11 protein-coding genes are annotated in these 12,080 nt (G+C 42.4%); all 11 read right to left on the bottom strand.

The window, feature by feature from the left end; translation table 11 throughout:
* Positions 1-871: 871 nt before the first annotated feature.
* Complete coding sequence (locus tag H5336_RS14440; protein ID WP_185234974.1) at positions 872-1,294, bottom strand: hypothetical protein; 423 nt, start codon at positions 1,292-1,294, stop codon at positions 872-874.
* Between the two features lie 119 nt (positions 1,295-1,413).
* Positions 1,414-1,875: a DUF4259 domain-containing protein gene (locus H5336_RS14435; RefSeq protein WP_185234973.1), complete on the bottom strand. Its 462-nt coding sequence runs from the start codon at positions 1,873-1,875 to the stop codon at positions 1,414-1,416.
* Between the two features lie 533 nt (positions 1,876-2,408).
* Positions 2,409-2,963: a hypothetical protein gene (locus tag H5336_RS14430; protein ID WP_185234972.1), complete on the bottom strand. Its 555-nt coding sequence runs from the start codon at positions 2,961-2,963 to the stop codon at positions 2,409-2,411.
* Positions 2,964-3,086: 123 nt separating this feature from the next.
* Positions 3,087-3,503, bottom strand: coding sequence for a hypothetical protein (locus tag H5336_RS14425; protein ID WP_185234971.1), 417 nt, complete (start codon positions 3,501-3,503; stop codon positions 3,087-3,089).
* A gap of 108 nt (positions 3,504-3,611) precedes the next feature.
* Complete coding sequence (locus H5336_RS14420) at positions 3,612-4,118, bottom strand: hypothetical protein (protein ID WP_185234970.1); 507 nt, start codon at positions 4,116-4,118, stop codon at positions 3,612-3,614.
* 113 nt (positions 4,119-4,231) lie between these two features.
* Positions 4,232-4,573: a hypothetical protein gene (locus tag H5336_RS14415; protein ID WP_185234969.1), complete on the bottom strand. Its 342-nt coding sequence runs from the start codon at positions 4,571-4,573 to the stop codon at positions 4,232-4,234.
* 105 nt (positions 4,574-4,678) lie between these two features.
* Positions 4,679-4,990, bottom strand: a complete 312-nt coding sequence (locus H5336_RS14410; protein WP_185234968.1) for a hypothetical protein — start codon at positions 4,988-4,990, stop codon at positions 4,679-4,681.
* A gap of 1,287 nt (positions 4,991-6,277) precedes the next feature.
* Entirely contained in the window at positions 6,278-7,048 is a 771-nt protein-coding gene (locus tag H5336_RS14405; protein WP_185234967.1) for a S1 family peptidase, read from the bottom strand.
* A 1,301-nt stretch (positions 7,049-8,349) separates the two neighbouring features.
* Positions 8,350-8,766, bottom strand: a complete 417-nt coding sequence (locus tag H5336_RS14400) for a hypothetical protein (protein ID WP_185234966.1) — start codon at positions 8,764-8,766, stop codon at positions 8,350-8,352.
* A 1,089-nt stretch (positions 8,767-9,855) separates the two neighbouring features.
* Positions 9,856-10,518, bottom strand: coding sequence for a hypothetical protein (locus H5336_RS14395; protein ID WP_185234965.1), 663 nt, complete (start codon positions 10,516-10,518; stop codon positions 9,856-9,858).
* Positions 10,519-11,167: 649 nt separating this feature from the next.
* Complete coding sequence (locus tag H5336_RS14390; protein WP_313557306.1) at positions 11,168-12,073, bottom strand: carbon-nitrogen hydrolase family protein; 906 nt, start codon at positions 12,071-12,073, stop codon at positions 11,168-11,170.
* Positions 12,074-12,080: the final 7 nt, after the last annotated feature.

The raw sequence follows: 12,080 nt of genomic DNA, 5'->3' as shown, positions 1-12,080 counted from the left end.
TGCAGTGTCAGGTTGCTAGCTTGGTTAGACCGGCGACAATTACACCCTAATTTATACTACGTTGTGGAGCGCTAGCGGAACCACACCCGAAAATTGTGACCGCAAGAATACCAAACCAGCCGAAACCACAACACCCTGCTACCCCGTGAAGAACGAACGGTAATTTACCGAACAACACACAAAGGCTTAATACCGAGATAGCTCAAAAACGGAAATCACTTTGAGCTACCACGTATTACTTTAAAGCTACCCAGCACCACTCACTTCCTACGAAGCGCCTTACTCCAAACTAAAAGCAGACCATATTTTTAGCAGAGCTTTCTAACGCCCTGCAGCAGCGGCCGTAGTGGAGGTGATTTTTTTGTGCAAGCGTAGCGACCAGCACAAAAACAAGCGCCGGAACGGAGGTCCTGCTGGCTGAGTTTGTTATGCATAAGCCACTTGAACACATAATTGGTACGTTCCAGCTATAAAAAATGCTATTGCTATTAGCTCCATAAAAATAATGGAAGACCAAAACCGAATTGGCATACTTTCTCGCGCTATTGCAGATGTTCGTACGCCGGTAGCTTTACCCGGCATAATTCCACCAACAAGACTTTCGAGATTAATATACGTTATGAGCATAGCAAAACATAATCGCCCTATAGGCACGGCTATACGCTCTCCGTAAATCACCGCTGAGCATAATCCTAGACTCGCCAATAGAACAGTAATCCACCCGCTAATATATTTGGCCCTGTCATATTTATTGAGAAACAACCTTCCATTCATATAGATATTTTATTCGCAATACTCTGTGCATAACGCCCATAGCAGGCGCATTGATGGAGACGTTTAATTTTGTGCTAGCGTAGCGGCCAGCATAAAATCAAACGCCGGAATTAATGTCGGCCTGGCTATGCTTGTTAGAGCCTTGATAAAACAAGCCAAAAGGCCACCTGTTTAATGCCCATGCCCAAGCCAACAGGCACAGTTTTTTAACCAACTTATAGCACACTACAAAGAAAAAAATTGCGGCTAAAGACACCAGAATGACATTAACAGGATATGCTGCCTCTACAAGATACTGCTCTGATAGATATACGCCAGCTATAGACAGGAGGAAGGCAGGCAATGCCACTAAGCATGCAATAGCGATTGATATTGGGAATGCAAAATACACAGCCAATACGGGCATTGAGTACTTACTGTACTTGCCAGTAAAATGCATACAGACGCAAACAAGTAAAACCAGAAAAAAGAGAGGCGCATACATTACAAATGCTAAAAATACTAGAAATGTTGGTGGCACTGATACTCCTTGTGAGTTCTAACGCCTTGCTCACCTGAAAATATTGTGGAGAGCGTTTTGTGTAGAATGGAGCTGCGCGACATACACAAAACGAGCGCAGCAATATTTGTCAGGTGCAGCTACTTGTTAAGTGCGGATTTCAGGCGATGCTGTAACCCACCAACATAGGCACTCCATTCCTTCGACTCATTCCACAATTGTTTTAATTCTGATCCCGACTCACCACTACATATTGCCACAGCTTTTTCTGCTCTCGGGACTGCTTCTTTACTCAACTGCGGTTTTAGCGATTTTGCAAGCTTCAATATTACTTTGCTATATTCCCCACTCGATGCATTGAACACAATTGCTACAATTTCTGATGCAGCAATGGCATTGGAACAAATGTCAGCATCAATATAACCACCTATAGATGGGGCATCGATTGCACTTTTAAAAAGCACTAACGGATTATCTGAGTCGGATAATTCACTCACCCAATCTAGAGCAGTATCGTTATCAAATGCACCGACTCCCCATGCGCCAGCGATAGCTTGAAATGGAAACAATATCAGACCTATTAGGGATACTAATTTATACATACATTTCTCTATTCACGGGGGCACTTAACGCCGCGCTAAACGGCCGCAGTGAAGGCGCGAAGCGCCGTAACGGAGGTCCAAGCCCAGCTCGCTGGGCTGATGTTTGAGCGCCTTGTTATGAGCCACACTCGTTAACCTCTTAGAACGCATAAACCAACCTTTTTAACTAACCTGGACTTCCTGTGGCAACACACTGTCCGACTACCACTTAAAAGGAACGAACAACTCCTACCGTCAATTCTACTACTGTAAAAAGCTCAATTAATTTGCGCTTTTTGTAATTTAATTGAGCGACTAACTAGCACCCGTTTTCTACGAAGTGCTTAGTTGTGGCCTACGGCTGCAACTGCCACACTACGATAAAGCTCCTACCGATTTAGCACCCCACTACAAAAGTGGAAGTTAAAATACTTTAATTCGCCCTAGCCTCATAACGCCGCTATAAATTGCGGCTTTGGAGTTGATTGTTTTGTGGTAGCGTAGCGTTAAGCCACAAAACAAGCGACGGAAAAGCCGTCAATTTGATAGCTTTGTTAGGAGAGTACATATCTATTAAGTAAAACAGCTTCGCAATAATTTCTTAATTTGGAATTCGATTCTCTGTCGAATACATAGAACTTAAAAAACCTTGTATATTCTGAACCAGATGGCGTATATGCTTGAATATTTACACTACAAAGTGATTCAACAACCTTACTAGACATGGCAGCCATCGCCGTTGCTATAAAGATAATATTAGATATTTCTTTATACCATGACTCCTCATCACAAGACAAATCACCTTCAACTAGGCTACTTACGTAGGTTGAGAGCGATTTACATGCCGGTAGACTTTTACTACCATCAAAATATAAATCTAAATCAGCGCATTCAGCTACTTCAGTTTCGCTTACACCTGCTGGGATAAGTGAAATACTAATACCGCCATGCTGGCCAGGAAAAACATCTACCGCCAGCCCGGAGACGCTTATAAATACTTCGGTAGGTGATTTTTTCTTATACGAAACAATTTTTTCGGAATTATTATCGATAATCTCAATGATCGCTGACTGAATTAATATTTTTAACCTTTCTTGAATTTCTTTCATGATTTTTCTCGCGTGAACATGGACTCCTAACGTCGCCAGAAACTGCTGGAGTGAGATGGCTGCTTTTTTGCGTGTTTTTGCAAAAAAGAAGACAGCTCACGGAAGTCAGATTTGCTGGCTTTGTTAGGCAAGTTCGGATTCCTTAGTGCCCAACATTATTAATATTTCCCTTTCATCATCAAACTCCGAAATACCGACACCGGGAAACGGACCATTTGATTTAATTATACGTGTACTAAAGCTGATAGAAGTACCTTTTTCTAAACCATCCAGATCGTCGACGTTTACTGCAGAAAAATTCAATGCTAGAAAATTCGCAGTTATGACTTTGTCATGATGTGACACTTCAATCCGCGGCATATTCAGCTGAATAAATGGTGATGCAATTGTGGAGTCAATTTCTACACGCTCAATTTCCCCGCACCCACTCAGAGAAGCTTCGGCAAGCTTAGATGAAATTTCAGACTCGCCTAGGCCTGAAATATGCATCCTAGCTATTTCATTTATAAGCTCAGCCCAGCTAAATTTCATGATGCTCATTTAATGCCTAACGCCCGTAACAGGCGAATTTATGGAGGTGATTTTTTTGTGGCAGTCTTTTCCGCCACAAAACAAGCGCCGGAATAAATTTCGCACTGATTACGCTTGTTATGCTATTTGCCCTTCTTCATTTAGCACCACCTTGCCCATTGACTTTAGATTTGCATGACCGGAAATATAAATCAAAAGTTGATGCTCTCCGTTCATGTACTTTACTGTCAATTTTATTGGTGGGTACTCTGGAGAATAGCCTTCAGGCTCATCTACTTCGGTTATGCTAGAGCCCCCGCAAACCAGACACTTTGCTTCTGACTTCCTAGCTTTTCTGAGATTTCGGAGCAACTCCATTTCAGAAATTTCCGAATTTCGCTTTACGCCGTCTAGCCCAAGAACCTCATCCAAAGCGCCGGAGCGAAACCTTTCCATTCTGTCATTAATGGCAGCAAGGCTAGGTAATAACTCGCCATCACATAGTTTTTGACAGTCGTTGCACCAAACTATAGTTGAAGGAGCTTTTATCTCTTTCCCGCTAACGGAGTAGAAATACTCTGTATTCGGTACGTAGTCCTGCTCAAAGCCTTGTTCGGATATTTTACCCGTTAAAATCATTGCCATGAATTAGAAATTCCTTGAGAGCATAACGCCAGTAGCAATTGCCGGAGCAGGCTGGCTGTTTTTTTGCTCCGCAAAAAAGAAGACAGTTTGCGGAGGTCAATTGGCTACTTTTGTTAAGCATTTGCGTGATTACTTAAATAGTTATTCATACCTGAGGTTGCGATTTGTAAACGTCTTTTGCTTTCATTCTCTCGGTCTGAAGCAATGTCCCAATACCCCATAACAAAGTGTGACATAGATCGAATACCGTCCCTTCTAATATCCCCATCAGGATAGTTGCTTCGACCTACCTCCTTGTATAGTCCTGTACCCAGCTCTTTTAGTCCTTCCAACCCCTTTAGCTCTCCATTTAAAAAACGATCCACCTCATGAATAATTTCATAGGAGAATTCGCAGTCTTTTTTCACATTTTCCCAGAGAATCTTTACGCAATTTACAATTTCTACTTTATCCATAATAGTGCTTAACGCCGCCAGAAACTGCCGGAGTGAATTGGCTGCTTTTTTGCGTGTTTTTGCAAAAAAGAAGACAGTTTACGGAGGTCAGATTTGCTGGCTTTGTTAAGCGCGGTAATCTTCATCCCAATATTCTTCTGTAAGCACATCTGATACTTTCATACCATTTAGGTAAAACTCATGGTATCCACAGTGCTCGGTAAAAACTGCCACTTTACCAGCCTCTGCATTAACGACTGAAAATGCATGACTAAAAGTACATTCCAGCTCACCTGGATTGCTTAGAACCACCTTTGACGAGCTATTAAAATCAGATGCAGATAAGCCTCTTTCTGAAAGCTCCTCTACTGACTTACCTAACTTCTCCGAAAGTTTGTCCTTCCAGGTTTCTAATATTTCTTGCCCGATTCGTTGCATATCAATTACTGCTTAACGCCTTACTCTGCTGCATTTTTTCCGTTGCTTCTTTTGTGCTATTAAGCACAAAAGAAGCAACGGAAAAAATGTCAGCAGGAGTAATTTGTTAGGGATGTCAATTCTCATTATTTATATGAATAACCACAACATTTACATTTAGCATGTTTCATGAAAAACATACAGTGCTCAAATGCTCTCTCGTTACACTTGGGACATTTCAATTTTCGAATTCTTAGTGAAATATAGAACCAAAGCACACCCCAGAGTATTAAGGGGGTAAAAAATGGTAATGGTGATTCTTCACTAAATAAATAGCTATCAAAAGCTGTATACATCACTCCAAACGGAATCCAGCATAACCACCAAATGAAGAATAAGTTTCTTCTTTTTCTGGCTTGATTCCAAAATTCTCTACTCATCCGAAGGCCCTAACGCTAAGGTAGCCTGCGTTGCATATGGAGCTGCTTTTTGTGCAAGAATGAAGCGAAGCGGAATGCACAAAAAAGCGGCGGAGTATGCAGCGTCAGGGTGACCGACTGGTTATGCGACGGCAGTAAGTACCACAACAAAACCACGTTTTATTTTAGCTTGCCAATGGCAGCAGGAAAGAACACACAACCCCACCAACAAACTCCATATTACGAAAGTGGTGGCTAAATGCGAAGTGCTATTTACCACCACCTATTAAACTACTATTTGGCACCAGGAACAAAGCTGGTGAGACACAAAGAACCTACGTACTTTAACGCCGAGAGACTCTCTACAACGTGCCGTAAATCAAGCACATGACTCATTTTATTTATTTTCGAACCGCGCTCATAACGCTAAGGTAGCCTGCGTTGCATATGGAGCTGCTTTTTGTGCAAGAATGAAGCGAAGCGGAATGCACAAAAAAGCGGCGGAGTATGCAGCGTCAGGGTGACCGACTGGTTATGCGACGGCAGTAAGTACCACAACAAAACCACGTTTTATTTTAGCTTGTCAATGGCAGCAGGAAAGAACACACCATCCCACCAACAAACCCCATATTATAAAAGCGGTGGCTAAATGCGAAGCGCTATTTACCACCACCTATAAAACTACAATTTGGCACCAGGAACAAAGCTGGTGAGATACAAAGAACCGACTTACTTAAACGCCGCGAGACCCGCTACAACGTGCCGTAAATCAAGCACATGACTCGTTTTATTTATTTTCGAACCGCGCTCATAACGCCGCTATCAATTGCGGCTAAAAGTGTAGAGAGTGAAACGAACGAAGCTTTTTGACGTCAATTGCATAGCTTTGTTAGGGCTTCAACTGAACATACTTTTTAAATATGCTTTGTATTGAAACTAGAGGGTTACCGTACCCGTATAGTTTACCCTCTTGCTTTCCACCACTTAAATTTATACCTACTACTTGGCCGCGAGAATTCAAAATAGCCGCACCGCTAGTACCGTTCAAAGTTAACCCGGAATCCGCAAACTGATACGAGATCCAATTTTTGTCGTATTCTACAACTACCGCTTTATGTAGAAGTAATTCAGGTGATCGATTATAAACTAATCCATACAGCCAGACAGTTTCTCCGACTTTTGGAGGTGATTCGGCCAGTGCCAGATAGTTAGCAGGCTTCTGATTAAGCATAAAAATAGCTATGTCATTTTTGCCCGTCCAATTTGATACAGACTTAGCTCCCTTGATCTTAATAGCCTTATCAGTTGAATACTTGGTTTCCTCATCACTTAAGCTTTGAAGTGAAACCTCGCTAACTAAACTCTGCAATTCTTTCCAATTATATTCTCGACTAAACCCTCCAGCTTCACTAAATAGGTGATGCGCTGTTACCGCATAAAAGTGTTCCTTATATTTGACAACAAATGCAGTACCGGCTTTTTGCTCACCTTCAGTTGATGCAAAAGATGGTTTGAACACAGACTTTAGAGCTTCTTCTTTAAGCTCTGAGGCATCTGCAAAAAAGGCCGAGACCGATAAGCAAACAACAAATAATATTTTTCTAAACACTTTTACTCCAATTTCAGCGCATTCTTTAATGAGCCCTAACGCTAAGCTCATAAGCGCCTACTGTGTAGTTTGTTTTACGCTAAAATGTAGCGAAGCGGAATGCGTAAAACAAACTGCGCAGTTGGCGTCTTATGGAGCGACTGGTTATGCGGCGGCAGTAAGTACCACAACAAAACCACGTTTTATTTTAGCTTGCCAATGGCAGCAGGAAAGAACAAACCGCCCCACCAACAAACCCCATACTATAAAAGCGGTGGCCAAATGCGAAGTGCTATTTGCCACCACCTATAAAACGACTATTTGGCACCAGGAACAAAGCTAGCGAGACACAAAGAACCTACGTACGTTAACGCCGAGAGACCCGCTACAACGTGCCGTAAATCAAGCACATGACTCGTTTTATTTATTTTCGAACCGCGCTCATAACGCCCTGCAGCAGCGGCTGGAGTGTAGGATTTTATTTTTGCGGTAGCGTAGCGTTTTACCGTAAAAATAAAATCCGGAACGTAAGTCCGCTGGCTGAGATGGTTATGTTTTGATGCCATAGCTCAAATACCCAACGATAGCCATAATTTCAATAGCCCTAAATAACCAAACCCAACGCAAATATGTGCTATGGCCCCGAATACGGGTATTGCTATTTTCTTTTGCCTCACCAAACACATACACAAAAAGCCTAAAAGAAACCCTTCTCGAAAAGTATGAAACATCAGGATTTCCCAGATCGCTATATATTTCGGGAAAATGCGATCGTAGCTCTCTAGCCAAGTCTCTACTTACGACGAAAGCGTATCCCTCCTGCAGCACTATTATGACCAGCAAAACTATAACCATAATTAAACATAACTATAAGGTAAGTTGCCGGAACGAAGTTGGTTTTTTTGTGCTATTTAAGCACAAAAATAAGCAACGCAGTGGAGGTCAACTTGACCGCTTTGTTATAAGAGCGAACCACCGAACCAAACACTGCTTCGTTGCGTAACGCAAGTGGAGCTTAAACCAAAGCGAAGCTACCACTTAGAAGTACAACCTTCCAAAAACTATTATTTTCTCTTAGTGGCACCAAGATGCTCGGGCAAAACCACCAAAATCTCAAAGAACAAACCTACCACAATGGAGAAAAAAAAGAACACCCCACCAAAACATATAAACGACAAATTCACAGCGCTATACGTTTAAAACAACCAACTCGCAGAACGGATTAAATGAACTCACTCCAATGCAAATTTTTAGCACTGACTTGATGCCAAGACGAAAAATGCAGAGCACTTATAACGCCAACATTTGGCGCCTATTTTGTGTTGCTTGGTCTTTTTCAAGCGACGCAAAATAGGTCGCTCAAGATGTTTTTGTTATGATATTTTTCTACTTTCCCAATCATCCCAGTAATTATTACATGCCTCTGTTAGTTCCTGAAATGTCACTGGTGCGCCAGAATCTAGTTGAAACTCTATTTTTTTGTAAAGAACGTCAAGTTCACCCGTTGAGCATATAATATGGGCAGTATCATCTTGCTGCTCAATGCTAAGTATTTCTGGTTCTTCTTTCTGAATTTCTGCCAGTTCATTTGTGCGAGTTTCATTTTCCCAATTGTAGAATACAATAGACTCACATTCTGATACGTGAGCAAGAAATGAATCACCTTTTGATGGGAACATATTTCGGAGATACTCTATTTCAATGCGAAAAGATATTTTCGGAAGCGCGCCAAGAATCTCAACGATGCTTCCGTCGTGAAATACTCCAAGTATGTCAACGTTCTCTCTCATACGCGTAACTCATAACGCCTTGCACACTTGCGCTGTGGTTGGAGCCGCTTGCCGTGCAATAATGAGCGTAGCGAATGCACGGCAAGCTGCGGATACCACGGCGTCGAGTGGTGCAACTTGTTAAGTGTTGACACGCCCATACAAATACTTAACTCCACTTATAATTAGTAAGACCAACATTCCACTTGTACCCACATCGATGATAAAAACAACGCCAAAAAAGCCTATGCCAGATTTTATAACTTCTATTGGGCTGGTAGCCGTTGCTATTAGCGCGAACACGGCCGCAACAAACGGAATATATGAAACGTGCCTATCAATACCTGCCTTCTTATTTCTGTAATTTTCAAAGATGCAGAAATAATTGAGCACCAACGTATACAAAGATACGGCGCAGCAAAAAACAAATACTATCCATTGGATTATGTTCATACCTGCTTTCTTACACTTAACGCCAAGCTCACCTGCAGTTTTTGCGGAGAGCAATTGTGTAAAATGGAGCTACGCGACATACACAATTGAGCGTAGCAAAAAATGTCAGGTGCAGCTTCTTGTTATGTGGGCGATCTACTTCACGGAAAAACACTACGTTGCGAAACGCGAGTGAAGCTTTTGCCGACGACTGGCGATAGAAAACTGCCCTACACACTCACTACCATTTTAGTTTAAAACATGAAGAACGAACGGGGAAAACTTGATAGCGACTCCCTGCTACGGACTCCTTAATTGCGATGGTTAAACCTACCACGACATTCTAAAACGAACAAGATGCCAAAACAAACCACTCGCTATTTGATCACATTCAGACTTGCAGAATACTCAGCGGTGCTCAATGCTAGATAGCCAATTTAGATTATCGAACCACCTAAACCTACAAACTAAAATTCCGCCACAAACCAAATAAACTTACCTACGAAGTAAAAAAACTAAAATTAATTACAAAATTAAAGGCAGAGCCATATAACGCCGTTATAACCGGCCGGAGCTGGGTTGATTGTTTTGCGGTAGCGTAGCGTGAAACCGCAAAACGAGCAACGCAGCGGAGGTCCAGCCAGCTTGCTGGCGATGGTTAATAACCTTGTTAGGGTACTATGGCACAATAACCTTTTGATTTTCTTGGATTACACCATATAAACATGCAAAATAGTAATTTAGTAACTCTTTAACTTTTGCATTATTTTTATTAATCCTTTCGCCCCATTCTTCTTTGAGTAACTCAAGGCTTACTTTTGATACAGGTGAAAATTTGGGATCTGACTTAGCAGTTGAAGAGAATAAGCTTGCGTCATCTAGAATATCGTCTGTATACCTTCGTTGATGCACATGACCGCCTCGAGTATCTACAATACCTTGAAAGCTTGATTTAATGACATCAAAAACTGGTTCAACAAGTAAATCCACAATTTGATTGCGACCTAAATTATTATGTATGCGCTTAATTTTTGTAGCGTAAGAGTTTAACCTTTCTTTTAATATGTACATGTCCTGAAGGTATGTATTGATCACATATCTACAATATTTATCTTCAGAAACTTTATTACTTCTAGGCCCCTTTACTGAAAGCAACACTCCAGAGAGTTCGAGTGCTTCATAAGTTTCCATGATGTCGTAGAAATTATGGTGGAGGATATCGATAAATTCTCTTTCCGGTAGGTCTACTTCTTTACCGTTAGTTATTTCGTCCATGTGCGGTATCAATATTTCGCTACACCAATCGAACATTAACTTTCTATATTGCTCAATATTATCCATGACTACCTAACCCGAGAGTACCCTAACATTTGTATATCGCGCCCCAGGCGTCATATTTCGGGGCGCGCATATTTTTTATTTGGAAACCCGGAAACTACGCTGAAACCCCCGCCACGTCAAGCTTTCCGCCAAGTGGCGCCTAAATCCCAAAAGGGCAAATGGTCCCAATGGCCTCATATCACCGAATTCCATCAACCCGTGTAACCCTTTGAATTCATTATAAAAACAGGCCATTTTTACAACAGCGTCAGATATATGAGGAAAAAATCGACTATTTTTTTGCCCGCCGCGATTTATCCTGTATTTTCAACACTTTTGAACGACAAAGCACTCAATTCATCTAGGAAGTACACCCGTACGCTATTCATCAAAAACACTTAACCGTAAAACGACGCCATTTCGCCAACAGCCAGAAAACAGTATTGAAGGCTCTTGCCTTTATTTTGAAAAGCGTTTGAATGTTCAGCTGGGAGTTTTATGCTTATACCAAGTTCGACCTCAGAACAATTTCATTGGTATTTAAACTCGAAGTAAAAAGGGGTTTTAAAACAATAGGAGTGGGTTGATAAAAACGGATACCGGCCAAATAGATACCCACACCCGCTAAAAATTCAGACGAACACCACTACCACCTCCAAACAGAAACCTTTTACGGCAGAGGTGCCACCAACGGCATACTCTCCCGAATCGCGCGCTGCCCAGCCAACTTCAACTCTGCCAGTACTATACTCTCTCCCAATTGCGAATCGTCGGCGGTGAGTGCGTTACCTACACGCGCCAACACACTGCCCCAGGCATCCACAATCATGGAGTCACCCCAGGTTTTACGTTTGCTATCGTGGTCACCCCCCTGGTTTACGCCCACCATCGCCGTTTGATTCTCTATCGCTCGTGCGCGTAGTAAAATCTCCCAGTGTGCCTTGCCGGTTGTGTAGGTAAACGCCGAAGGCAGTACTATAAAATCCGTGCCTAGCGCACGTAATTGCTGAAAATACTGAGGGAAGCGCAGGTCGAAACAGATGGCGATGCCCATTTTTCCCCAGGGAGTTTCTACAACGGCCGGGTGCCTGCCCCTTTGAAAAATATCTGATTCTCGATACTGCCCCGTTGCGTCGGCAATATTGGCATCAAACAAATTATTTTTTTGGTACACACCACGTAGCTTACCTTTTTTGTCGAATACTACGGTTGTAGCGTATGGAAGACCTGCGGCTTGAGACCATTCCAGGTCTTTACAGTTATCTCCAATCTGCCACTGAAAATTGGAAAGCGGCAGGCTACCGGCTACTAGCCAAATTCCTTTATGTTGCGCCAATACGCTAAACGCGGCCAACCACTGTTGTTGGGCTTCTAGGGTGAAGGGCTTACGGCTACCAAAAGTGAGTACATTTTCTGGCAGCACCACCAGCTCGGCACCGCTTTTTGCAGCCTCGGCAACCAGGCGCTCTACGGTTTGCATATTGTCTATAATGGCTGATTCGGTTTCCTCTATACACGAGGGAACATTACTCACTATTTGAATAGCGGCAACGATGAAGGACTCAGCATTTAACACGGGGGCC

Source organism: Teredinibacter franksiae (genome assembly GCF_014218805.1).
GTDB lineage: Bacteria > Pseudomonadota > Gammaproteobacteria > Pseudomonadales > Cellvibrionaceae > Teredinibacter > Teredinibacter franksiae.
Note: the sequence above shows the minus strand (reverse complement) of the source record. Positions and strands in the feature narration are given on the sequence as shown.

Excerpts from the sequence above, each read along its gene's own strand:
- H5336_RS14395 (WP_185234965.1), bottom strand. The coding sequence starts at position 10,518 with ATGGATAATATTGAGCAATATAGAAAGTTAATGTTCGATTGGTGTAGC.
- H5336_RS14420 (WP_185234970.1), bottom strand. The coding sequence starts at position 4,118 with ATGGCAATGATTTTAACGGGTAAAATATCCGAACAAGGCTTTGAGCAG.
- H5336_RS14415 (WP_185234969.1), bottom strand. The coding sequence starts at position 4,573 with ATGGATAAAGTAGAAATTGTAAATTGCGTAAAGATTCTCTGGGAAAAT.
- H5336_RS14430 (WP_185234972.1), bottom strand. The coding sequence starts at position 2,963 with ATGAAAGAAATTCAAGAAAGGTTAAAAATATTAATTCAGTCAGCGATC.
- H5336_RS14425 (WP_185234971.1), bottom strand. The coding sequence starts at position 3,503 with ATGAGCATCATGAAATTTAGCTGGGCTGAGCTTATAAATGAAATAGCT.
- H5336_RS14435 (WP_185234973.1), bottom strand. The coding sequence starts at position 1,875 with ATGTATAAATTAGTATCCCTAATAGGTCTGATATTGTTTCCATTTCAA.
- H5336_RS14410 (WP_185234968.1), bottom strand. The coding sequence starts at position 4,990 with ATGCAACGAATCGGGCAAGAAATATTAGAAACCTGGAAGGACAAACTT.
- H5336_RS14400 (WP_185234966.1), bottom strand. The coding sequence starts at position 8,766 with ATGAGAGAGAACGTTGACATACTTGGAGTATTTCACGACGGAAGCATC.
- H5336_RS14405 (WP_185234967.1), bottom strand. The coding sequence starts at position 7,048 with ATGAGCTTAGCGTTAGGGCTCATTAAAGAATGCGCTGAAATTGGAGTA.